We start from the raw sequence: 24,548 nt of genomic DNA, 5'->3' as shown, positions 1-24,548 counted from the left end.
ACATATTGTTTTTTAAAAACTTTACAAATAATTTATAATTCTGATTTGAGATCTGGTATATTTCTACTACTCGCAAAAATAATAATTATAAATAAGGTTGGCCTTTTGTGTATCGACGCCCTCCATCTCGATTTGGAATAAACTCACTCAGTGTCAAGTTATCACTGTTGATCTCTGGCATTTGTTTAGTTGCAGGTATTTGTGCGGCTGCTTTAATGCTCAAATCAGAAGAGAAACAGCTTGTATTTGAAGAGCATGAGGTATTAAAGCAATCAAATGAATTATTAATAAACCAGTTTAATAATTTGATAGCGACCAAAGTTAAAATAGCTGAGCAAGCTAATATTGTTGTTAGCGAGCAGTTATTTGAGGGGCAATTATCATTTAAGAATAACAATGCCCCGACTATGCAAGTCACCAATGATGGTTCAGTGCGCAGCGCATCTGCCGATGGCTTATCTGCGGCGTTCATTCCCGAAAATGCTTATTCTCCTTTTTATAAACAGTTAATTGCAGATTCTGAATCGCTTTGGAAAGTGATTTCCCCCACGTTAATTCAAGATTTTTATAATTTTTACCTGATCACCAAAGATAATTTTATCCGTGTTGCGCCACCAAATTGGGCACTTAATGTCCCCGGAGATTACACCTTTAATCAAAGCAAAAGTTTTAATTACGCAAAATCGTTAACAAACCCACAACGCGAGCCGCTGTGGTCACGAGTGTATTACGATGGCGTTTGGAATAAGTGGGTCGTTAGTTTAATTGTACCTATTTATAAAAATGATGAGTTTTTAGGAGTTACGGGTAGTGATATTTCTCTCGACTCTCTCATATCGCAATTGCCCGTCGGCGGAAAAGAAAAACATTTAGTGGTGTTCGATAAGCAAGGGCAGCTATTGGCGCACCCTAATTTAGGAGCCGATAGTTATACCCAATACGGAGAGGCGGGTAAAAAGTTGCTACCTGGCGATTTTATTTCTCCTGAGCTAAAGCGAGTTATTGATAATGCAGGGCAAATACAATTGCCGGAATATGCCGACTCGTTTTCATTAAATGGTGAAGACTACATTATAAATATCCATAAAGTTGAAGGTGTAAATTGGTACGTGGGCGTATATAAAAAGCGCTCTTCTACACTATCGGCACTGAAAGACTTAAAACTGAAGTTTTTTGGCTTGTTTATTCTGTATGCCATTTTAGTTGCTTTGTTATTACATCAAGCACTTTATCAATTAGTTTTAAGACGCCTGCATTCATTGGTTTATGCGGTTACTAACTTTGGTAAAGGCCAGTTAGAAATTGATTTTCCAAAAGAAAATAAAGATGAAATCGGTACGCTTAATGGTTCATTTAAAGATATGACCATTGAAATCCGCAAACTCATCGATGGCTTAAACCAGCGCATAATAGAAAAAGAAATTGCAGAAAAGGCTGCAAATCGCTTGTCTAAAGCGGTTGCCTTCTCGGGCACAGGTGTGGTGATTACTGATGAAAACTTTGTGATTGAATATGTTAATCCAAAAATGCTGGAAATGACCGACTTTGCAGAAAGTGATTTCCTGCGCCAGCCACTTCTGACTATTATTGCTAATGAAATGACCATGCTGGTAGAGGACATTGACATTGATTTGCGCAACCGTAATTACTGGCGAGGGGATACCCTTATTGAAGCGCAAAACAAGCCACCCATATGGGTATCGCTGAGTGTGTCACCTATTCGTGAAGATGGTGGAAAAATCACCAGTTACGTTGCTTCAGCGCAAGATATTTCATTTGTAAAAGAAAGCCAACGCAAAATGGAACAGCTCGCTTACTTCGACACATTAACCGGGCTTGCTAATCGTACATTCTTTAGAATGCAGCTTAGAAAGTCGATGGCGCTTGCTGAAAGAGGGCGTTACTCGTTTGCTTTATTTTATTTTGATCTGGATGAATTTAAGCGTATTAACGATACTTTAGGTCATGATGCAGGCGATCAACTATTGGTTGAAGTGGCAACACGCTTAAAGCAGCGCTTACGAGCAGAAGATACTATAGCCCGTTTAGGCGGTGATGAGTTTGCGGTATTACTCAGTGGTATTGAGCATCAAAAAGAAGCATCGGAAGTCGCTGACACCATTCAAAAAACGTTAAATCAGCCAATAAAATTAGGTAGTAACGAAGTGATTGTTAGTGCCAGTATTGGTATTACTTTGGCGCCATTTGATAGCTTAGAAGAAGATCAGTTATTAAAACATGCCGATTTAGCCATGTATGAAGCAAAAGCGAAAGGGCGCAATACGTTCCACTTTTATAGCCAAGATCTAAATGCAGCCGCCAATGAGCGATTATTCCTTGAAAATGAGTTGCGCCATGCAATTAAAGAAAAACAACTCACACTGCATTATCAGCCACAAGTTGATTGTCGCGATAATAGTGTAGTGGGATATGAAGCATTGCTTCGCTGGTTCCATCCTACGCAGGAATTCATTCCACCTACCAAATTTATTCCTATTGCTGAGGCAACGGGTTTAATTGTGGAACTTGGTAAGTGGGTATTACAACAAGCGTGTGAGTTCACTAAACGACTAGAGCAACAAGGTAGAGCGAGCAACATGTCGATAAACCTGTCAGCAAGGCAGTTTAAAGACGCAAGCTTAGTACCTATGCTGAAAAAAATAATCATAGAGACGCAAATTAATGCTAAAAGCCTGCACCTTGAACTGACTGAGAGCATGCTAATGGGTAATGTTGAGGCGGCTATTGATCAGCTACATCAATTGAAAAAGCTGGGTATTTCAATTTCTATTGACGATTTTGGTACGGGCTATTCTTCGTTGAGTTACCTTAAACGTTTTCCTGTTGATATTCTTAAAATTGACCGCTCGTTTGTTAAAGATATCCCTGAAGATGATAATGATATGGAGATCACCGCTGCGATTATTGCGATGGCACAAAAGCTCAAGCTTGATGTGGTTGCTGAAGGGGTTGAAACAATAGAGCAAGTTGAATTTTTACAAAACAATAATTGTTTTATTGTGCAAGGCTATTACTTTAGTAAGCCCGTAGCCGAAGCCGATATCCCTGTGTTGTTTGATCAATTAGCTGCGTTAAAAGTCCCTGAATAGAACAAAAATTGCGGGTTAACCACCCGCAATTTTCACCTTAAACTTTAATCCTTCTAAAATCGCCTTTAACTTATCGCGATCATCACCTTGTACTTCAATAACTCCTTCTTTTACTGCGCCACCTTGGCCCATCTTACTTTTTATTGTTTTTGCTAACTTTTTTAAATCGTGCTGTTGGGGATCTAATCCTACAACTAGCATTACGCCTTTACCTTTTCGACCTTTGGTTTGACGCTCTATGCGAATAGACCCGTCTTTAAATAGTTTTACATCCAGTTCTTTTTCTGGCTTTGGCTGGTCAATTCGCCCTGTTGCTGTTGAATACACTAAGTGATTATCACTCATAATTAACCTATCTAAGATTGAATCTAATATTGGGCTAAATAATAACAAATTTGTGACGCAAAGGCGTAATTTTTGCGCCTAAGCTGAACACCTTTTAATCCCGCAAAGATAAACATCCTCTGTTTAAGTACCGCAATAGTGCTTATGAATAAAAGTGCTTAAGGATTTTAAAAAGCGCTTTAAATTGGCTAGCGCTATAAAAATATCCATGCTACTATTTCGGCATTATAGATGTATGGATGGCCAAATGATAAATTCTTATTTAGAGCAAGCTCAGCTTAATGTAGAGCAACAGTTAATTAATGCTGAGCTAGAAAAGCTTGAGCAGTACTTAAATAGCAATGCTGCACCGGCCGTGCGTTGGCAGTATCAAATTCCAGAACTCGGTGAAGGTGGCGCATGTAGTTTATTCGGCTACTTGCAAGATGAGCCGTTTAATTTAAACGATTACGTTAGCCAAAATACGCAAACAACGGCAAAGTTAGCGCAACTTCAGTTGATTGTTGACTATGTAATCGAAAACACCCAGTTAGATTGGTATGGCATCTATCAAAATACGGCCACCCCTGAAGGCGAGCAGTTATTAAAGCTCGCTTATTTTGGTGCACCGAGTCGCCCTTTATTTCCGCTCACCGCTGAATTTGCAACCGGCAGTAATAATGTGCAAGTGGCACTCAGTGGTAAAGGACGTGTCATTAATAATGTTGAGCAATATTTAGCCGCGGGTGGTGAGTATTACACCTGCGATCCGAAAGTAAAAGCAGAGGCCTGTTTACCACTATTTAATGCGCAAAAGCAGTGCATTGGCATTGTCGATGGCGAAGCCTTTAGCACGGATTTTTTTGATAATGCGACACTCGCGTTATTAATTGCATGCTGTATTAAAATTCCTCACTTTTTAGTGTAAATAACACTGGTCAATCGAGTGAGTTTTTATGTTAAGCTTAGCGCAACAGCTAACCCCTAAATAACGAAGAGATAGTCAATGTTCTCAGTATTAAAACCATTACCAACAGACCCTATTCTTGGCCTTATGGCGGCCTATAAGCAAGATACTAACCCTAATAAGATTGACTTAGGGGTTGGTGTATATAAAGACGAGCAGGGGAATACCCCGGTATTAAAGTCAGTAAAAAAAGCAGAAGCGTTTCGTTTAGAAAATGAAATGAGCAAATCTTACATTGGTCTTGCTGGTAACTTAGATTACTGTCAACAAATGGAAAATCTTCTTCTTGGTGAGCACCCGGCATTATTAGCTAATCGCGTACGCACAGCACAAGCACCTGGTGGTACAGGCGCACTTCGTGTTGCAGCAGAATTTATTGTACGTTGTAACCCAGGCGCTACTGTATGGGTTACTAACCCAACGTGGGCTAACCACATTAGCTTATTTGAAGCTGCAGGCTTAACTGTTAAAGAATACCCATACTACGACTACGAAAACAAAGATTTATTGTTTGATGAAATGGTTGAAACATTAACACAGGTGCCTAAGGGCGATGTTGTGTTATTACATGCATGTTGTCACAACCCAAGTGGTATGGATTTAAACGAAACACAATGGAATACCATTGCTGAACTTGCAAAAGATGTGGGCTTTACGCCATTGATTGATATTGCATACCAAGGTTTTGGTTCTTCTTTAGAAGAAGATGCGAATGGTTTACGTATTTTAGCCAATGCGGTTGAAGAGTTGATCATTTGTTCATCATGTTCTAAAAACTTTGGCTTATACCGTGAGCGTATTGGTGCGTGTTCAATTATTGCAAAAGACAGTGCAACCGCTGATATTTCAAACTCGGTATTATTAAGTGTGGTACGTAGCATTTATTCTATGCCGCCAGCGCACGGTGCAGACATTGTAAACACCATTTTAAGCAGCACAGAGTTAACGCAGTTATGGCACAGTGAACTTGATGAAATGCGTAACCGTATTAATGGTTTACGTAGTTTAATTAAAGACAGCCTTGCAGCCAAAGACATTGCTCAAGACTTCTCATTTATAGACCGCCAACACGGTATGTTCTCTTTCTTAGGTATTAATAAAGAGCAAATCGAGCGTCTACAAAAAGACTACGGTATTTATATTGTGGGCTCTAGCCGTGTAAACGTGGCGGGAATTAGTCAAGCAAACATCGATTACTTTGCTAACGCTGTTGCTGATGTATGTAAGTAACCAATAATAAGTTTTAGCTTATTAGCAATAAAAAAACCGCACACTCGTTGCGGTTTTTTTATTGTTTGTAATACCCATCCCCTTATATCAATCTGCTTAGATATAAGGGAGTTTAACTCGTTAAATTGTTCAAATATTTATACAAATTGGTATTACAGCCAGCGAATAGCGCCTGCAATACGTTCATTATACATATCAACCGGTGAGCCTAGGCTTGCTATTAGTACAGTATCAGCTTGTTTTCCTCGGCTTATATGGCCTACGTAGCGAGAGTCACTAAAGTCACCCGAGCCAATTTCAAAGACTTTGTTATCACTAGGGACAATAAACACGGTCATAGGGCCAAAGTCCGATTCAAACACTAAATGGATGCCTTTCTCGCCTTGAAAATCGCAAAAGTTAACATAAGTAACTTTCCCAGGTAAATCATTAAGTTGACCGCCAAGTAAAGCCAGCTTTTCATTGACTGTTTGTAAGCTGATAGGTTGAGTTTTATTTAACGCGTTAAGTTCATGATAAACATGCGCCAATGCATGCTCGCCAGCCGCATGATTCAAGTTTTGCTCTGTGCTAAACATAAACGCACTTACCGCAATCACAAATGAAGCAGCGAACGCCAAATATACACGGTCAAACTTAAAGCGTGAGCGTGAATCAATGACATTGTCTTTTTGTTCAAGCTCATCTTTTCTGACTTTTTCTTTTAACGAGGTGTTTAAAATAATCCGTTCAGCAAGGTTGTCAGGCACAGGAATATCAAGCGCATCATTGAGTTGCTTATCAAATGTTTTGTTTTCATTTAAAAATTGTTGTCTATCGGGACTGCTGTTTGCAAATTCCAGTAGTTCTTTGTCTAGCTCGTTTGGCTGTGCAATCGTGCGGCGACGAAACTCAAGTTCATCCATTATTTTGATGCCCCTTTAAGTTGTTCATCATCACGGCTTAGTGCCTCTTTAAGTTGATTTTTTGCTCGAAATAAACGTGTCATAACCGTATTTTTGTTTAAATCGAGTATGTCTGCAATTTCATCCCCAGAGCAGCCCATAACCACTTGTAATAGTAGCGGCTCTTTGTATTCATCGGCCAACAACGAAATTTGCCGTTGAATAACGGTTTGCTCCATTTCATCATCTAAAGAATGACTGGTTTGATCCACTAGCGTGTCGTTGTCTACATCACTGTAATCAAATTGCTTGCGCTCAAAGCGCCTTGCATTTTCACGTCTTAAAATTGTTAGCAACCATGGCTTAGCTGCTTTTTGATCGAGTAACGAGTCAAGCGAGCGCCAAGCACGTAAAAAGGTTTCTTGCACTAAGTCATCTGCAATATTCGGATCGTTACATAACCAGTAAGCGAAGCGATAGAGTTCCTTATGATAAACGTGAACCAGGGCTTCGTAGCGTTGTTGTTTTTCAGCCATATTTAATAAGACCCGATCATTCGATTTTTTATTTCCAAACATAAGCACTTTTTAATTAAAATTATTATAGGCCAAAAAAGCAAAATACAATTGAGATCAAGAATACAGCTCTTTTAACGCAGGTGATGATGGCTTAGCTGTTTGCGATTGATGTGCCTTTAACATGCTAACTATAGCGTCTAAGTTGGCGCTAGCCGTTTGCTTACTGTACAACTGTGCTTGTAAATCGTTTACCTGCGCGGTGAACTCTGAGTTGTTTATCATAGCGCATAAATGGGATAAGGCCCCTACCTTTTTACCTGTAAGGGTTAGTGCATACTGATTAAGCGCATCGTAAAATGCTTTTTCGTCATGGCTTTTAGCTAATACCAGCAGGGCTTTTAAAGATGGTTGTTGATTTGTTTTATTAGTTGTTTGAGCCGCTTGTTGCACTTCTTTAGCTGGGCGTTTAATAAAGTAAAAAATCACCGTCGCAATCCATAAAACATAACCAAGCGAGGCCACAATAATTAGCCACAGTGGTGTGACAGTTTGCTGTTGCACTGTAACTGCTTGCTCCGTTGACTCTGCCATAGTGTTATTTAGGTTGTTTTCAGCTGGCGGATTAAGCGTTTGCACTGGCGCTGTTGTACTGGGGGTTACTGTAATAGTACGCTCAGGTAAGGTCGCGTAACTAATTCGATTCATTTTGGTGTTATACCAAGGCAAGCTAATTTCAGGTAATGTGTAAGTGCCAGGTGTTTGTGGCAGTAGCGCATACGAGGCGCTTTGCTGCGATACCACTCGACCATCACGTACCGCATTATTGGTTTCTTTTTCATCAGGGTAGCTGCGAATACCATTAATAGTAGGCATATCAATTTCGGGTAACTGCTCTTTAGTCACCCCTAGCGCGGTGAGCATAATTGTACGTGTTATCGGCGTGCCGGCTTCAACGGTATTATCCTCTGGCTGCCATTGCTCGGTTAAGCTCACCAGTTCACTGGGTAACCAGTCTCCTTGATAGTTTTCAGGGATAGGTTTAATTTCAATTTGCTGCTCATCGCCAAGCGCTGACACTTCCAATTGACGATAGTTTTGCTGAATACGCCCCTGAAAAACGGGAGCTGCAATAGTGTAGGCGCCACTTTTTTGGGGCTGAATTAAATAATTACGGGTGATCACTAAATAACGTTTACCGTTAACCAGTTCATAATCTTCGCTTTGTTTACCGAGTTGGGTAAGTTGTGCATTTTCCATACTTGGCGCACTTAAGCTGCCATCAAGAAGCTCTTTGGCTAAGTAAAGCTTAATGGTGTAAACGCCAGCCTCTTGTACAAATAAGCTGTTGTTTGAGAGTGAGGTTTTTAAAAATATATCGTTATTTTTATCTGCGTCGCTGCTGCGCTCTTTAACCGATAAACTAATTGGTTGCGAGTTTAGCCCTGCAACACTAAAACTGGGAATGGTGTATTCACCCGCCTTGCGGGTCATTAGTTTAACAGACCAAGAGGTTTGTTTTTTTATACTGCCATTAATAATGTTAGTGCGGCTACTTAAGCTCATAGGGCCGACTACAAAATCTTTTAATAATGCTGAGGTGTCGGGTTGTTGCCCTTTTATTGAATCATCAATGCTAATATTAAGCATAAAAAATTCACCCGCTAATACTGGGTTTTTATCAACGCTTGCCTCCAAAGTGGTGGCGGCCATTAATGGCATGGCAGTTAATAGCAATAAACAGCAAAATAATCGCATTACCATGATTTTTCTACTCCTGTTGGACGACGTTGATATTGTCTTTTTTGGGCTTCTAATTGCATTTTGTTTCTTAATAAAATAGCGGGATCGTCGGGCACTTTTCTTAATAACTGATTTAGTTGCTGTGCTTTTTCTTTTTCTTCATTAGTGAGCTCAGCGGCTTGTGCCTGCATGGCTTGTTGCTGTGCCTGCTGTTTTTGCTCATCAGAGGGCGGTTGCTCACTCATTTCATTAGGTTGATTTTGCGGCTCATCTTGCTGCGGTTTATTCTCGTCTTTATTTTCATTTTGTTGGCTTTGTGACTGAGCTTGCATGTCAGGCTCATTCTGTTTGTCTGATTGCTCACCAGATTGGCCTTGTTGATCTTTTGATTGTTCCGAGGACTGATCTGATTGCTGTTGTTCACTGTTTTGGCTGTCCTCTTCGCTTTTATCTGCGCTGTTTTTCTCGCCATTTTTTTGCTGATCTTGTTTTGATTTATCTGCATCATCTTGACTTTGCTCATCTTGATTTTGCGAATCATTGCCTTGCTGATTTTCTTGGTCTTGCTGTTGATTCAGTAACTGCTCAACAAGCGCTTGATTCTCAGCGGCTTCACTAAAGTTATCTTGCTTTACTTGCGCTTGTTTATACGCGTCAATGGCAGCCTCTAATTGTCCTGCTTTAGCCAAGGCGTTGCCATAGTTATAATAACCGGTTGCTGACTTATCTTGGCTAAACTCATTCAAGGCAGCATCAAATTGCCCTTGCTGATAAAGTGCAGCCCCTTTGAGAGCGCTTGAGCGAGCCTGAGCTGCTTGTTGATACTCTTTGTTGTTGTATGCCTCTAATGCCCGTTGATCCGTATTTTTAAACAGGGTTGGCAGCTCTGCGGCATGCGCATTTTGTTGAGGTAAAAAGCTAAGTAATAGTACTGCGCTAACTAATGCAGATCGTCTAAATAAATACAAAGCTAAAGGCAGTAAAATAAGCAAACCATAAATACCGGCGTCAATTCGCCATAAGGCTAAATTTGGTTTTTCACTTTTTAATACTTCACTGTTTGCTTGCGGTGAAAAAACGGCAATATCGCGATTGCTTGGCTGATAATCGGCAAACTGCCCACCGCTATTTTTTGCAAGTCCTTCAAGTAAAGATGCATTGAGGGTTGGCACCACAATTTGACCATAATTATCTTTTAAAAACCCGCCTTCAGGTAACTTTATAGGGGCTCCTTGTGCGGTGCCTACGCCGTAAATATTAAGTCGATATTGACTACTGTTGGTAAAACGGCTTACATCGCTTTGCTGTTGTTGCTCAATACCATCGGTGATCAAAATAATATCGCCATCGAGGTAGCCGGCTTGGCTTAGTAGCTCTTGTGCCATATCTAAGCCAGCGAGTACGTTTGAGCCTTTATCTGGCATAATTTCAGGGCTTAAACTAGGAATAAGGTTGGCAAGAGTCTTAGCGTCGTTGGTCAGTGGTGAAATGGTATAGGCAGTGCCTGCGTAAGCCACTAACGCGGTATCGCCTTCTTTGAATAGCTCAACCATATCGAGGGCTTTAAAACGTGATTGCATTAATCGATTGGGAGCAATGTCGGTGCTATACATAGAGTAGGACATATCCATGACAATAACGCGGGCACTTTTACTTTGAAACACGGGTACTTGTTTCTCTTCAAAGCTTGGCCCTGCACTAAATATAATCGCTAAATTGCAAAATAACGCAACCAGCCACAGCGGCTGGCGAGCTTTATTATTTGATTCACTCATTACAAATGGTGCCAAATGCGGCGCAATAAGTGGCGCTGACTGGGTTTTTTTATGTTTTAGTAAGGCGATAAAAAATAACCCTGAGGCAGGGAGTAACAGCCATAAAATAGCAGGACGAATAAATTCAAAATCCATTAGTTCGGCTCCTTCATTGCGCGCACCGTTTTTATCAATGCCATTGCACTTATGAGTAAAATGGCCAGTAATAACGGATAATAGAACAAGGCTGTTTGTGGGCGAAAGGTTTGCTCATCGGCACTAATTGGTTCAAGCTTATCAAGCTCAGCGTAAATCTGTTGCAGGCCAGCGACATCTTTTGCTCTAAAATACAGACCGCCTGTTTGCTCAGCAATTTTTTTCAATAAGCCCTCATCTAGGTTACTGCCCCCAGAGCCCATATTAAATAAACTAAAGCCGCGCGGGTTATCTGAACCGACTCCGATGGTGTACACTTTTATACCTTCTTCACGGGCAAGTAACAGTGCATCTTCTGGGTTTAAATTTCCCGCGGTGTTTTGTCCATCTGTAAGCAACACCACAATACGGTTACTTTCTTTTTTACTGGCAAAGCGTTTTACCGATAAACCTAAAGCGTCACCAATCGCCGTGGCGCGTCCTACTAAACCAATTTGCGCCTCAGAGAGCATTTTACTGACGGTTTTCACATCACGCGTCAATGGGGTTTGTAAAAAAGCGGTATCACCAAACAATATAAGGCCGAGTCTGTCGCCTTGGCGCTGCTCTATAAAGTCACTTAGCACTGCTTTAACCATGGTTAAACGGTCAACATATTGGCCATTGTAAGCCATGTCTTGTTCGGTCATTGACCCTGACAAATCCACAGCGAGCATTATATCGCGGCCTTCGTTGGGTAGCGATATGGGCTCATCTAACCACGTTGGATTTGCTGATGCGGTCACTAATAATAACCATAGCAACCACTCGATAATATTCAATTTACGCGCACTTGGCTCTATGCTTTGATTGCTTAAATTATGTGATGCAAAACTTGGAATGCGCAGACGCGTGTTGGCATCATTGGCGGCGGGTTTTAATAGTAACAATACTAAAGGCAGCGGCAGTAATAAAAACAGCCATGGCCAGCTAAATTCAAACATGCAGCGGCTCCTTTAGTTTAAATTGTTTAATGGCTTGGCGAAATTTATCACTGAGGGCTGCCTGTGTTTGATTAGCGTTATATAGGCTTAAAATTTCTTCTTCTGTAAAGCCAATAGCTGAAAGTTGGTTTAATGTGTTGCACCAATGCGTTGTTGATTGCGCGGCCAAACGCGGATCGTAATAGGTGATCACTAAACGCTTTAAAATGACATGTAATTGCTGCGCTGACTGTTGTTGATTAGCTAATGCAATGGCATCACGTTTTGGCTTTTTAAAGCGATAATTTTTATAAATTATGACAATTAAGCTACACAATAAACACACAGCAATTGCAATAACAACCCACCAAGCAGGAGCGAGTGGCCACCAGTCGACTTGGGTGGGAGCAATAATATCGTGTAGACCATCAAGTGGAGAGGTTTGCATGATTTATTTTCTCACTAATTGCAGTTCCAGCGCAGTGGCTGCATCAAATGATAATAGGGTGAGTCCAGACTTTGTTAAGCGATTAATGCGCGCGCTAAATGCGTGCTCGGCATTTTTGGCAAATCGTTGTCTAAAGCTCTTGTCCATTAAGGGCAGGGCAAATTGCTGATTATTAGCACTGACGGTTACCGTTTGTTTAAAAGCAGGTAATTGATGTTCAAAGGGGTCGCTAATATGACACCCAATCAGTTCGCAATGACGCGCTAAAAGTTCAAGTTGCTTAAAGCTGGCGTCATCCAAGGCGTTAAAATCAGACACGATATAAACCAAACTACCGGGCTTAGCTAAGTGATTTAAACGTTTGAGGTTATCGCTAAAATTATTCGCGGCCGGCTTATCAATGTTCTCAAGAGCCAGCTGATGCGCATCGCATAAATTATGGCATAGTTTTAATACCGCTTTTTCACGAGCGCTGGGTTTTAGCTCTAAATGCGAGTGCTGATTAAACACAATACCGCCAATTCTGTCGCCACGCTGACACGCTGACCACGCAACTAAGGCGCTAATATGTGCCGCTTGCACCGATTTTAACAGTAATTGCGAGCCAAATAGCATTGAGTTTGAAAAGTCAGTAAACACAAATACCGGGCGCTCTTTTTCCTCTTGAAAAAGTTTAGTGTGGGTTTCGCCTGTGCGTGCGGTAACGCGCCAATCAATAGAGCGTATATCGTCACCGTTTTGATAATGACGCACTTCGGCAAATTCCATACCCCGGCCTTTGTGGGGCGCAAGGTATTGCCCCGCCAAGGTGTTTTTTATTCTAACTTTAGGTGCCAGCTCAAGCAGTTGCGCTTTTGCTTTATAATACATCAGCTCTTTAAGCGATAAATTAACACCATGGCTATGGCTTAATTTAAGCCATGCCTGAGAATCAACGTGTGTTTGCATAACTTAAGGTACTGCGACTAGTTCAACAATACGGCTAATAACCTGATCTTTTGTAATACCATCGGCCTGTGCTTCGTAACTTAAAATAATACGATGGCGCAATACATTATGTACAACAGCTTGTATATCATCAGGTGATACAAAATCACGGCCACTTAGCCACGCATGAGCGCGGGCACACTTATCAAGAGCGATAGTAGCGCGAGGGCTTGCGCCGTATTCAATCCAGCGGCCAAGTTGCTCATCTAAGTTTGCGCCTTCTCGAGTAGCAATAATCAATTGAACTAAGTACTGCTCTAATGGCTCGGCCAAATACAGACCTAAAATTGCTTTTCGCGCAGCAAACAAATCGGGTTGTGAAATTTGCTCAAGCACTGGGGCTTCATCATTAAGTGCTTCACCACGGGTCAAACGTAAAATATCAAGCTCATGCTCAGCACCTGGGTAATTAATACTTAGGTGCATTAAAAAACGGTCTAATTGCGCTTCTGGTAGCGGGTAAGTACCTTCTTGCTCAAGCGGATTTTGTGTTGCCATCACTAAAAACAGGTCACTGAGTGGATAGGTGTTTTTGCCCACCGTGACTTGGCGCTCGGCCATTGCTTCTAATAATGCCGATTGTACTTTTGCTGGTGCTCGGTTTATTTCGTCCGCTAAAATAAGGTTATGAAATAAAGGGCCTTTTTCAAACACAAACTCACTGGTTTGTTGGCGATAAATATCGGTGCCGGTCACATCGGCTGGTAATAAATCTGGGGTAAACTGAACACGCTGAAACGAGCCTTCAATACCTTTTGCTAAGGCATTAACAGCGCGTGTTTTTGCAAGCCCCGGTGGGCCTTCAACTAATAAATGACCATCGGCTAAAATAGCAATTAATAGTGCTTGAGTGAGCGCAGGCTGGCCAATAATTTGGGTGTCTAAATACGTTTTTAATTGTGAAAATGCGTTAGCTGCCATAATAAGTGGACTGTCCTCGTCAGCTTAAATAATACCTAAATTGGTTAGGTAACAAATACTGAGCTAGTTATAAGGTTTATAAGTGGATAACTCAAGAGTTAGACTGATTTTTTAAAAATAGTTCGTTATTTTTTAACGATTTTTTAGCCTAACATAAAACTTTGTAAAACCAGCTAAAAAAGCCTATTGTATTACCCTCATACAATGTATGTAGTGATTTACAATGGCGCTTTTGTATTAATTTACCTTTATCTATTGGCTTTATCACACGGGTTGTTTAGAATCGGAGAAAACATACAGGTCTGACCTGTCAGCGGGAGAGAATAATAAATGTCTGAGCAAAACATACTTAAAACACCAAAAGGCGACCGTATTGCCATCGTAAGCGGCTTACGTACTCCTTTTGCTAAGCAAGCGACTGCGTTCCACCATGTACCAGCGTTGGATATGGGTAAGTTAGTAGTTAATGAAATGCTTGAGCGATTAAATTTCGACAAGTCAGAAATCGATCAATTGGTTTTTGGGCAAGTAGTACAAATGCCAGAAGCGCCAAATATTGCGCGTGAAATTGTATTGGGTACTGGGATGCCAGTATCGGTTGATGCGTACTCTGTATCGCGTGCTTGTGCGACGAGTTTTCAAGCGATAGCAAACGTTGCCGAATCAATTATGGCAGGCTCTGTAAGCGTAGGTATTGCCGGTGGTGCCGATTCATCATCTGTATTGCCAATTGGTGTAAGTAAAAAATTAGCGGGTAGCTTAGTTGATTTAAACAAAGCACGTACGCTTGGTCAGCGTTTAAAAATATTCTCAAAACTACGTTTAAAAGATTTATTGCCAGTGCCGCCAGCGGTTGCTGAGTACTCAACGGGTTTATCAATGGGACAAACAGCCGAGCAAATGGCTAAAACCCATAACATTAGCCGTGAAGATCAAGATGCCTTAGCGCATCGTTCTCACTCACTGGCAACTCAAGCCTGGGCTGATGGCAAGCTTAAAGATGAAGTAATGACGGCTCATTTACCGCCTTATAAAAGCTTTATTGAAGAAGATAACAATATTCGTAAAAACTCAACGGTTGAAGGTTATGCCAAGCTTAAGCCGGTATTTGACCGTCAACACGGCTCAGTCACTGCAGCCAATGCAACCCCATTAACCGATGGCGCAGCCGCAGTGTTAATGATGAGCGAAAGCAAAGCAAAAGCATTGGGTTACGAAATTTTAGGCTACGTACGCAGTTTTGCGTTTTCAGCCATTGGCGTAGAAAAAGACATGCTAATGGGGCCGGCTCACTCAACGCCTATCGCACTTGATAGAGCAGGTATTACGTTAGCCGATTTAGATCTAATTGAAATGCACGAAGCGTTTGCATCGCAAACCTTAGCGAATATGAAAATGTTTGCTTCAGATAAATTTGCACAAGAGCACTTAGGGCGTAATAAAGCCATAGGTGAAATTAACATGGATAAGTTTAACGTGAACGGCGGCTCGCTTGCATATGGTCATCCATTTGCGGCAACCGGCGCGCGTTTAATTACACAAAGTTTATACGAGCTTAAGCGTCGTGGCGGTGGTTTAGCGTTAACGACTGCCTGTGCTGCGGGTGGTTTAGGTGCAGCCTTTGTATTGGAGAGTGCGTAATGACAGATTCAGTATTTAATTTAACGGTTGATGATAACAAAATAGCCGTAGTGACCATTGATGTGCCGGGTGAGAAAATGAATACCCTGCGAGATAGCTTTGCTGATGATTTAAAAGCATTATTAGCACAAGCTAAAGAGCACGCAGTTAAAGGTATGGTATTTATTAGTGGTAAAAGCGATAACTTTATTGCTGGTGCCGATGTTAAAATGCTAGACAGCGTGCAAAAGCGTGAAGATGCATTAGCTATTAGCGAATTATGCCATCAAGCATTTTTTGATATGAAAAAGCTTCCGTACACCACAGTTAGTGCTATACATGGCGCAGCGCTTGGTGGCGGTTTAGAATTTGCTTTAGCCTGTGATTACCGCGTAGGTACAGATAGCGATTTAACTAAAATTGGTTTACCAGAAGTGCAACTTGGTTTATTACCTGGCGGTGGTGGTACACAGCGCTTAACTAAAATCGTGGGCATTCAAAAAGCCCTTGAGTGGATGCTAACCGGAAAACAAATTCGTCCTAAACAAGCTAAAAAAGCCGGTGTATTGGATGATTGTGTACCACAAAGCGTACTGCTAAAAGTGGCCAAAGAGTTTGCGGCGAAGAAAAAGCCACAAGCTAAAGAGCCTAAACTTGATAAGATCAGTAAGTTATTAGAATCAAACCCGTTTGGTCGTAACTTTATCTTTAAAAAAGCTAAAGAAAACGTTCTTAAAAAAACCGGTGGTCATTACCCTGCGCCGCTTGCAATTATTAAAGCGGTACGTGCAAGCGTAGAGCTTGATGAAATGAAAGCGTATAAAACCGAAGCAGAAGGTTTTGCCACATTGGTAATGAGTGATGAGTCTAAGGCGCTGCGCGGTATTTTCTTTGCAACCACTGAAATGAAAAAAGAATGGCGCAATGATGATGCTCCCGCGATTAGTAAAACTGCCGTGTTAGGTGGTGGCTTAATGGGTGCAGGTATTGCCCATGTGAGTGCGGTCAAAGCTAAATTGCCGGTGCGAATTAAAGATGTGGCAGAGCAGGGCATAAGTAATGCCATGAACTACACATACAAAATTTTAGATAAGCGTCTTAAACGCCGTATTATGTCTAAAGCCGATATGCAGTTAACCATGAACCGCATTACCGGCACTACCGATTACAGCGGTTTTAAACACATAGATTTAGTGATAGAAGCCGTATTTGAAGATTTAGAGCTTAAGCAAGGTATGGTTGCTGATGTAGAGCAGCATTGCCAAGCGAATACTATTTTCGCAAGTAATACTTCGTCATTACCTATTTCGCAAATTGCAGCTAAAGCAGCGCGTCCTGAAAATGTAATTGGTTTACATTATTTCTCACCAGTAGAGAAAATGCCACTGGTAGAAATTATTCCTCACGAAGGCACCTCAAAAGAAACGATTGCTCGTGTAGTTAACTTTGCGCGTAAGCAAGGTAAAACGCCAATTGTGGTAAAAGATATGGCTGGTTTTTATGTTAACCGTATTTTAGCGCCATACCTGAATGAGGCGGCAAACTTAATGCTTGCCGGTGAGCCAATTGAAAAAATTGACGCAGCCTTAGTTGAGTTTGGTTTTCCAGTAGGGCCGTTGGCACTGCTTGATGAAGTCGGTATTGATATTGGTTCTAAAATCGCGCCAATTCTTGAAAAAGAACTCGGTGAGCGTTTTAAAGGCCCAGATGCTTTCTCGCGCATGATTGATTCAAAACGCTTAGGCCGTAAAACGGGTCGTGGTTTTTATGAATACGACAAGAAAGGCAAAAAGGTTGATGAGTCAGTCTATGAGCTACTAGGTGTAACCCCAGCTCCACGTTTAAATAAAAACGAAATTGCTAAGCGTTGTATCTCACAAATGCTTAATGAGGCCGTTCGCTGTTTAGATGACGGTATTATTGCCAGCCCGCGTGATGGTGATATTGGTGCTATTTTTGGTATTGGTTTCCCACCGTTCTTAGGTGGCCCGTTTAGCTATATGGATAAATTAGGCGCAGGCAAAATAAGCTCTGATATGTCTACTCTGGCTAACAGCAACGCTATTTTTACACCTTGTGATACTTTACTTGCAATGGCTGACAAGGGCGATAAGTTTTACACAACAGCCGCTAATAAAGCTGAAGTGGAGTTAGCGCAAGGTGATGATAAATCAACTGACACTCCAAATGAGACGACTGAACACAAAGATTAATGTTTTAAGTTAACGTAAAAAAGCCGCAAATTATGCGGCTTTTTTGTGTTCGATAATCAACAATAATACTTAATCAATCGAATTGGTAAAAGTTGCGTCTGGACGCTTATTTACAGTAACGCTTCAATGGCCTTTTTATCTTTATCAGGCATGTTGTCGACCACCAAATTAAACGAGTTATCAATCATACGCTCAATTTCACCCTGTGGTACTGAGCCATCTAAAATCACGGTATTCCAAAGGCGTTTATTCATATGATAACCTGGAATAACGGCAGGGAAAATATCTCGTAATGATTGCGCCTCATCAGGATCGCACTTTAAGTTTAGCCACCAAATAGGTTCGCCATTTTCGTCGGTTTCACCCTCATTGCTAAGTGCAAGAGTGGCAAACATTTTATGATTTACTTTATACACATCAACATCTTTAGCAAAAGGCTGGGTTAGTTTAACTAACGGCTTGTTCATTAAATAGGTATGTACAGTTTGTTGGTTCATGAGCCATTCCTTGAGGTCATAATCGATAACTTAACCATAGCAGCTTTTTGCCACTAGATAACACGAGTTTAAGTCTAAATTACAGATTTATGAGTCAGTACGAAGTAAGAAGCTAATCATATCACTTTATTGTTGAACAAAATCAGTTTCGTGGTATGTTTCTCGCAATCAAAAAAACAATAGGAATTCACCCATGCCAAAGGCAAGTGATGTTAAAAAAGGGACGGCTATTGACTTTAATGGCCGTGTATTAGTAGTAAAAGATATCGTACGTTCTGTACCACAAGGTCGTGCCGGTGGTAGTTTATACCGTATGCGTTTATACGATGTGGTCACGGGTAGCAAAGTTGACGAAACATTTAAAGACAGCGACATGCTTAACCTTGCGGATTTAACCCGTCGTGAAGCGATGCTGTCGTACATTGATGGCGATGAGTATGTCTTTATGGATAACGAAGACTACACGCCTTACAACTTGGCTAAAGAGGCCATAGCTGAAGAGATTCAGTTTGTTAACGAAGAGACCCAAGGCGTGCATGTTATTGTGATTGATGGTGCGCCAGTTGGGCTTGATCTTCCTTCAAGTGTTGAGCTTGTAGTTGAGGAAACCGACCCTTCAATTAAAGGTGCTTCAGCCAGCGCGCGTTCAAAGCCTGCTCGTTTATCAACCGGCTTAACTATTCAAGTGCCAGAGCATATTTCTACGGGCGATCGCATCCGTATTAATACTGCAGAGCATAAGTTTATGGGCCGTGCTGACAAGTAAGCCGCTATAAATCTATGATGATTAGCCGAGTATTTAAGTTGCTCGGCTTTTTTGTGTCTGATTTGCCCCTCAAATTGATTCAGCATTATTGCTGATTAGCAGCATGCGTTGCTTCAAATTTAGCCAATTTAACGCTATTATACGCGCCTTATTTTTGAGCTGGTTGAGGTGGTGGTGTTATTTATTTTGCTTAGCGGTGTATTTATAGCGCTTATGTATTTAGAAACCATTAAAAAGGGCATGCCTGTTAAACGCTGGTTATTTTTAGGTGGCGTATTTGGTCCTGTTGCTTGGTGCTTGTTTAATATACATTATCGACGTGCATTGATACGCAATATAGGTGTAAATGCGTGTCTATGGCGTGCTTAACTGGTCGCTCTAATTAAACTGAGTTTTGATTGGCTTTGTTGTTGTTTTAAAAACGCAGTAAATTCATCTTTTGAGAGTGGTTTAGAGTAGTAATAACCCTGCAGTGTTTCACAGTTTAGCTCTTCAAGTATGCTTATTTGCGACGCTTGCTCCACCCCTTCGGCAACTACATGCAAATCAAGGTTATGCGCAATAGTGACGATAGAGTCCACCATATTGCGGCCACGTTCAGTCTTCATATCATCGATAAAGGCTTTATCTACCTTAAGCGTATTGAGTGGAAACTGCTTTAAATACGCAAGTGATGAATAGCCGGTACCAAAGTCATCCATTGCTAAGTGAATTCCACGGGCACTTAAAGAGCGCATAATCGCAATGGCTTCTTGTGGATCGTCCATTACGGTGCCTTCAGTTATCTCAAGCTCTAAAAAGTACGAGGGCAGTTCATTTTTTTGTAAAATCACATCTATGCGCGAGGTTAGATCGGGTAGGCTAAATTGTTTTGCTGATAAGTTAACAGCAACACGGGCATTAAATAAGCCTGCATCTAACCACTGTTTTACATCGCGACAAGCTTTGTTTAAAACTACTTCACCAATTTCAATAATTTGCCCTGTTTCTTCGGCAATTGGAATAAATACCCCTGGGCTAATAACCCCCTTTTTCGGGGTAATAAAACGTACCAACGCTTCCATTCCAGCAAGCTTACCAGTACGAATATTCATTTTAGGCTGGTAATACACCTCAAAATGATCTTCTTTTAAGCCAAAGCGCATTAGGTTTTCTATTTGCAGTCGTTTTACTGCTTGGCGGTTCATGGTGTCATTAAAGAACAGGTAGCTATTGCCTTTCTTTTTAGCATGATACATCGCAGTATCGGCGTTCTTTAATAGTATTTCGGGGGTGTTACCATCTTCGGGGAACAACACTATACCAACGCTTGAGGTGATAGCAAGTTCATGGCCTGCCATTTTAAATGGTGTAGCTATGGCCGCCAAAAACTGTTTAGCCATGCGAGTGATAGTGAGAATATCGTTGGTGTTTGACATAACTAGTGCAAATTCATCGCCGCCAAGGCGATAAAATACGTCATTTTCACGGGTGAGCTTATTTAAACGCATAGCAAGCTTTGCCAGTAAACTATCACCTAATTGATGGCCTAATGAGTCGTTTATCTTTTTAAAGTTATCTAAATCAAATACGAGTAATGCATGATGAGAATGCTGCTTTGCAAGTTTTTGTAAGTCAGAAAAAAACAAATTACGGTTGGGTAAGCTGGTGGTGCGATCTCGGTTTGATAAATTATTCAGTTCAGATTCGGTCTTTTTACGTTCGGTTAAATCTGAATACACCACCACATAATTGGTTATTTGATTTTGCGCGTTTTTAATTTCGTCTATTGATATTTCAAATGGCAGCAGAGCATGATCGCTATTGCGAAGCTTTACTTCTTCTTGAATATGTTCGTGCTTTCTAACGGTATTTTTTATGGATTCTATATAGCTTTTGTCGTAACCGGCTAAATGAAACTCTTTCTTTAGGTATTGCTCGCGTACGCCGCCAAACAAAGTTAAAAAGCTTGGATTAATATCCACAAGCCTAAAGTCTTTATCATAAATGGCCAGCGCATCAGTGAGTGACTCAACACATTTTGCAAATAAGTTAAGTCGATCTTCCGTTGATTTTAACTGCGAGATATCTCTGACTGTGCCAGTCATTCGCAGTGGGCTTAGGTTAGCGTCTTTTTCAATGATTTTTCCGCGGTCGAGCACCCAGTGCCATTTACCAAAGCTGTCTTTAATACGATAAGTTGCTTCAAAAAAAGTACTTTCTTCGGCAAAGTGTTTTTTTAGTAGGTAATCAACATGGGTTAAATCGCGGGGGTGGATCAAGCTTTTATTCGGTGGAAATTCTACTAGGTTATTACTATTCATCACGTATTTGTCATTGATACGAATAACTTTACCGGTTTTGATATTCCAATCCCATAGAGTATCACCACTGCCTTCTACGGTACTTTTTAATCGTTTTTCAGAAAGCTGTAATTGAGAGTGTGAACGCCTGAGTGAGTGAACAATCGTTAACAAATAAACCACAACTAACGACATTATTGCGCACACGCTCACGACCAACGCATTTAAATTCAAGTTAAACGATGACTCGAATGCACTCGCAGAGTAGGCTGTGGCCAAAGTGGCCAACAATAGAATGTATTTTATTATTTTTATTTTTTTCATTGTCTTACTTCTTATTAACAAAAGACAATCTAAATCAAGCGCGAGCAAGAGTCAAAGAGAATGCGAATAAAGTGGTAGTTTCTCAGACAAATTCACAGATTTGGCACTTAAAAGCTCATATCTTGGGCGATCTGCATTAAAAATTTCAGCGGCGTAGGCTTTTAAATCTTCAAGCGTTAATGCGTTTAAAGAATCCAGCAGGCGTTGCTGCATATTAAACCGATGATCGCCATTACCTATAGCAAGCCATAAACGTTGTGAACGTAAACGCAAATTTTTGTCTTTTTCAGCAATATGGGTTGTTAATCCATGTTTTTGTTGCAGCCAGTCTTGTTCTGTTAGCTCATCGATTGTTGCTAAATACTGGCTAATAAATAAATTATGCCTGTGCAGTAACGTGGTGGGCTCAAATTTTGGTGATTGTATATAAAAGGCAATACCAGCACGGGTATTAAAAGGAGCGTATCCTGCCCCTACTAAATAACCGAGTTGTTGCGTGGTTCTGAGTTCATTAAAGTAATCTTGATTAATTAAATGATTTAGCGCCATCATTTTCACTTTTTCATTAACGTCATCGCTTTGTGCTTGGTAGTAAATCACCATGGCATTATCGCTGCAGGCAAGTTCAAGCTCGTAGCGGGTCACTTTAGTAATTTCATAAAGTGGGCGCTTTAAATCGTCGATAACGGCTGATTTTTTAAGGTGCTGGGCGACCTTCTTTTGAAACTCAAGCGCATCATTTTGCTGCCAATTACCATGTAAAAAAGACTCAACATGAAGGGCATTAAAAAACGCTTGTCTAAATTCATTAAACTGATGGAAACAGGTGTCTTTGAGTGCATTTGCTAACTCGTCAGGCTGAGGATTCCACGGCATTATTTTAGCGCCTAAAATACTAAATAGCTCACTAACGGGTTTGTTTTGATTGCTATTACGCCAATGCCTTACCAGTTGCTTTTTATATTCTGCAAAGCGTTTGGCACAAATTTTTACGTTAAATAGTGCATCAATCAGCTGATCGACTAATTCGAGTTGGCTTGAAGAAAGCCCCGCAGTGTGAAGCGTTAAGCCACCTTGATGAGAGGTTAAGTGATAACTTAAGCCCGCAAGTTCCGCTGGGTAAAACTGTTCGCCAACACTGTCCATGAATAAATCTGAAAATAACCGCGTCAGTGCCATATGTTTCACATCTTTTACTGCAAAGTCAGAGTCCATGGCTAAATAAAAATGCCCTTTGGCGACTCTAAAGGTGGCGTCTTGTTTAAACCAAAAGTCAAAGCCTGCTTCTTTTATCAGTAATGTTGGATGTCGTTGCTGTGATTCAACCGGATATAAAATGACATCTTTAGCTAAATAAGGATTAGCCGTGGGCAATAGCATTTCACTTTGTGGCTGGCTAATCTGTGCAAGTGCTTCGAGCCAATGTAGCGACAATTTTTCAATTTTATAGGGGGTGTTATACCAAGCAGCTGTGTGTTCAGGCTCTACATCAGGATGAATAAGCACTAAACGCATGTTGTGCGGAGTTAACCACTGCATAGCCATTTCATGCGTGCTGGCTTTAAAGCCCTCCATTAAATAGTCACCCTGTAAGTAATTAACTTCATCGTAATGTTGCATGTTAATACTTAAATTACTGACCCAATCAATTAGGCGAGACTTTTCTTGGTTATCAAATGCGATTTGTAATAGTTTTTGCTTATCTTGATATAGGCGAGGTAATTTGCTGGTGTTGTTATTAATTAAACAAATGTATTCAAACACCATTTCAATAATATCTTCGTAGTATTCAATGCCTTCATCGGTCAGCGCCATACTAATATTAAAGTCTTTAAAATTACTGCCATTAATTCCGCCACCTGCAGAGAGGGCATTGATCCAACCTTGCTCTTTAAGCACAGAATACAACGAGCCTTGCCCTTCATAACCTAGTAAGTGCGCAATAAAGCTGACCGTTTTATGACGATAAAAATCGTCAATGTTTGGCATGGCAAAGCTAATAATCAGCTTTTGTACATGTTTGTGTGGTTCAATATGAAGCAACTTACCCAAGTCTTGGCTGCGATAAAGCGGCGCTTCTATAGGTGGCTTTAATTGGTGTTTATCTCCCTTTATCTGGGAGAAATACTGGGTTGCCCATGCCTCAAGTGTATCTAATGACTCATTGGCACAAATCACTAACGTCATCCACTGAGCTTGGTAATGCCTATTAAAAAAGTCACGTAATTCATCACTAATACAGCGCTTTCTATCTGCTAACGTTTGTAAGTTGCCTACGGAAAATTTAGCAAATGGGTGTGCAGGGTTAACCGTTTCTTTATGCACTTGATAAATTCGACGGCCATCGTCTTTAATTTTTAATTTAAACTCAGCCTCAATAGCATTACGTTCTTTTTCTGTTTCAGCGGGGTTTAGTGTGGGCGCTATAAAAAACCGACTAAATTGTGCTAATGCTGTTTCAATATGATGGTTATTAATATCAAAGAAATAGCAGGTATGCTCTGTGCCAGTCCACGCGTTGGTATTGCCACCAGACAGCGAGACAAAATTATTAAAACTTCCTGATTCAGGATAAAGGTCAGTGCCTAGAAACAACATATGCTCTAAAAAGTGCGCTAGGCCTTGTCTATCAAGTGGATCATCAAAGTGACCAGCGTTAACAGCCATGGATGCGGCAGCTTTTGCTGAGTCTTGATCGTGCACTAAAAGTACTTTTAGACCATTGTCCAGTGTTAGTGTGCGGTAAGCTCTGTTATCATTGGTGCTGATTTTCAAATGATGCTCCTGAAACTAAACGTATAATTGTTAACAACAGATGATAACTTCAGGAATGCAATGCTATTTA

At 40.9% G+C, this 24,548-nt stretch carries 19 protein-coding genes; 7 read left to right on the top strand and 12 right to left on the bottom strand.

Translation table 11 applies throughout. From position 1 onward, the window contains the following. Positions 1-107: 107 nt before the first annotated feature. Positions 108-3,110 (top strand): EAL domain-containing protein, encoded by a 3,003-nt coding sequence (locus QL984_RS05400; RefSeq protein WP_013464498.1) that lies wholly within the window; start codon positions 108-110, stop codon positions 3,108-3,110. A 15-nt stretch (positions 3,111-3,125) separates the two neighbouring features. On the opposite strand, the gene QL984_RS05395 is transcribed toward QL984_RS05400, so the two are convergent. After that, the gene (locus QL984_RS05395; RefSeq protein WP_008464752.1) at positions 3,126-3,455 is read right to left on the bottom strand and encodes a translation initiation factor; all 330 of its coding nucleotides are present in this window, start codon (positions 3,453-3,455) and stop codon (positions 3,126-3,128) included. 247 nt (positions 3,456-3,702) lie between these two features. On the opposite strand from QL984_RS05395, the gene QL984_RS05390 reads away from it, so the two are divergent. Both QL984_RS05390 and QL984_RS05385 read left to right on the top strand, forming a co-directional pair. After that, complete coding sequence (locus tag QL984_RS05390) at positions 3,703-4,362, top strand: GAF domain-containing protein (RefSeq protein WP_013464500.1); 660 nt, start codon at positions 3,703-3,705, stop codon at positions 4,360-4,362. A gap of 78 nt (positions 4,363-4,440) precedes the next feature. Further along, positions 4,441-5,631 carry an amino acid aminotransferase gene (locus QL984_RS05385; RefSeq protein ID WP_008464755.1) on the top strand — a complete coding sequence of 397 codons (1,191 nt, stop codon included), beginning with the start codon at positions 4,441-4,443 and terminating at the stop codon, positions 5,629-5,631. A 152-nt stretch (positions 5,632-5,783) separates the two neighbouring features. Here the strand turns inward: QL984_RS05385 and QL984_RS05380 are convergent, their stop codons facing one another. The 8 genes from QL984_RS05380 to QL984_RS05345 are packed head-to-tail and all read right to left on the bottom strand — an operon-like array spanning position 5,784 to position 14,001. Beyond that, positions 5,784-6,536: a DUF3379 family protein gene (locus tag QL984_RS05380; RefSeq protein ID WP_013464501.1), complete on the bottom strand. Its 753-nt coding sequence runs from the start codon at positions 6,534-6,536 to the stop codon at positions 5,784-5,786. After that, the gene (locus QL984_RS05375) at positions 6,536-7,093 is read right to left on the bottom strand and encodes a sigma-70 family RNA polymerase sigma factor (protein WP_013464502.1); all 558 of its coding nucleotides are present in this window, start codon (positions 7,091-7,093) and stop codon (positions 6,536-6,538) included. Before QL984_RS05375 ends, QL984_RS05380 begins: the two co-directional genes overlap by 1 nt. 54 nt (positions 7,094-7,147) lie before the next feature. Next, positions 7,148-8,794: a BatD family protein gene (locus QL984_RS05370; protein WP_013464503.1), complete on the bottom strand. Its 1,647-nt coding sequence runs from the start codon at positions 8,792-8,794 to the stop codon at positions 7,148-7,150. Continuing rightward, on the bottom strand, positions 8,788-10,683 hold the full coding sequence (locus QL984_RS05365; RefSeq protein WP_013464504.1) for a VWA domain-containing protein: 1,896 nt from the start codon (positions 10,681-10,683) through the stop codon (positions 8,788-8,790). Before QL984_RS05365 ends, QL984_RS05370 begins: the two co-directional genes overlap by 7 nt. After that, positions 10,683-11,666, bottom strand: a complete 984-nt coding sequence (locus QL984_RS05360) for a VWA domain-containing protein (RefSeq protein WP_013464505.1) — start codon at positions 11,664-11,666, stop codon at positions 10,683-10,685. The genes QL984_RS05365 and QL984_RS05360 overlap by 1 nt, the downstream gene beginning before the upstream one ends. Then, positions 11,659-12,093 carry a DUF4381 domain-containing protein gene (locus QL984_RS05355; RefSeq protein WP_013464506.1) on the bottom strand — a complete coding sequence of 145 codons (435 nt, stop codon included), beginning with the start codon at positions 12,091-12,093 and terminating at the stop codon, positions 11,659-11,661. The genes QL984_RS05360 and QL984_RS05355 overlap by 8 nt, the downstream gene beginning before the upstream one ends. A 3-nt stretch (positions 12,094-12,096) precedes the next feature. Further along, positions 12,097-13,041 carry a DUF58 domain-containing protein gene (locus QL984_RS05350; RefSeq protein WP_024602812.1) on the bottom strand — a complete coding sequence of 315 codons (945 nt, stop codon included), beginning with the start codon at positions 13,039-13,041 and terminating at the stop codon, positions 12,097-12,099. A 3-nt stretch (positions 13,042-13,044) separates the two neighbouring features. Further along, the gene (locus tag QL984_RS05345; RefSeq protein WP_013464508.1) at positions 13,045-14,001 is read right to left on the bottom strand and encodes a MoxR family ATPase; all 957 of its coding nucleotides are present in this window, start codon (positions 13,999-14,001) and stop codon (positions 13,045-13,047) included. A 330-nt stretch (positions 14,002-14,331) separates the two neighbouring features. On the opposite strand from QL984_RS05345, the gene fadI reads away from it, so the two are divergent. Beyond that, entirely contained in the window at positions 14,332-15,642 is a 1,311-nt protein-coding gene (gene fadI, locus QL984_RS05340) for an acetyl-CoA C-acyltransferase FadI (RefSeq protein ID WP_013464510.1), read from the top strand. After that, complete coding sequence (gene fadJ / locus QL984_RS05335; RefSeq protein ID WP_013464511.1) at positions 15,642-17,834, top strand: fatty acid oxidation complex subunit alpha FadJ; 2,193 nt, start codon at positions 15,642-15,644, stop codon at positions 17,832-17,834. Before fadI ends, fadJ begins: the two co-directional genes overlap by 1 nt. 110 nt (positions 17,835-17,944) lie before the next feature. On the opposite strand, the gene QL984_RS05330 is transcribed toward fadJ, so the two are convergent. Continuing rightward, on the bottom strand, positions 17,945-18,331 hold the full coding sequence (locus tag QL984_RS05330) for an MmcQ/YjbR family DNA-binding protein (protein ID WP_013464512.1): 387 nt from the start codon (positions 18,329-18,331) through the stop codon (positions 17,945-17,947). Positions 18,332-18,524: 193 nt separating this feature from the next. Here QL984_RS05330 and yeiP point away from each other — a divergent pair, with 193 nt between their 5' ends. Then, the gene (yeiP, locus tag QL984_RS05325; RefSeq protein WP_013464513.1) at positions 18,525-19,097 is read left to right on the top strand and encodes an elongation factor P-like protein YeiP; all 573 of its coding nucleotides are present in this window, start codon (positions 18,525-18,527) and stop codon (positions 19,095-19,097) included. 174 nt (positions 19,098-19,271) lie between these two features. Next, positions 19,272-19,466, top strand: coding sequence for a hypothetical protein (locus QL984_RS05320; protein ID WP_138686387.1), 195 nt, complete (start codon positions 19,272-19,274; stop codon positions 19,464-19,466). Here QL984_RS05320 and QL984_RS05315 read toward each other — a convergent pair. Both QL984_RS05315 and QL984_RS05310 read right to left on the bottom strand, forming a co-directional pair. After that, complete coding sequence (locus QL984_RS05315) at positions 19,463-21,703, bottom strand: EAL domain-containing protein (RefSeq protein ID WP_013464515.1); 2,241 nt, start codon at positions 21,701-21,703, stop codon at positions 19,463-19,465. The genes QL984_RS05320 and QL984_RS05315 overlap by 4 nt on opposite strands. A 51-nt stretch (positions 21,704-21,754) precedes the next feature. After that, positions 21,755-24,478, bottom strand: coding sequence for an insulinase family protein (locus QL984_RS05310; protein WP_013464516.1), 2,724 nt, complete (start codon positions 24,476-24,478; stop codon positions 21,755-21,757). Positions 24,479-24,548 lie beyond the last annotated feature (70 nt).

Origin of the sequence: Pseudoalteromonas sp. APC 3495 (genome assembly GCF_030407645.1) — a bacterium.
In the GTDB taxonomy this organism is placed as follows: Bacteria; Pseudomonadota; Gammaproteobacteria; order Enterobacterales; family Alteromonadaceae; genus Pseudoalteromonas; species Pseudoalteromonas tetraodonis.
This window is presented reverse-complemented; position numbering and strand designations above follow the sequence as displayed.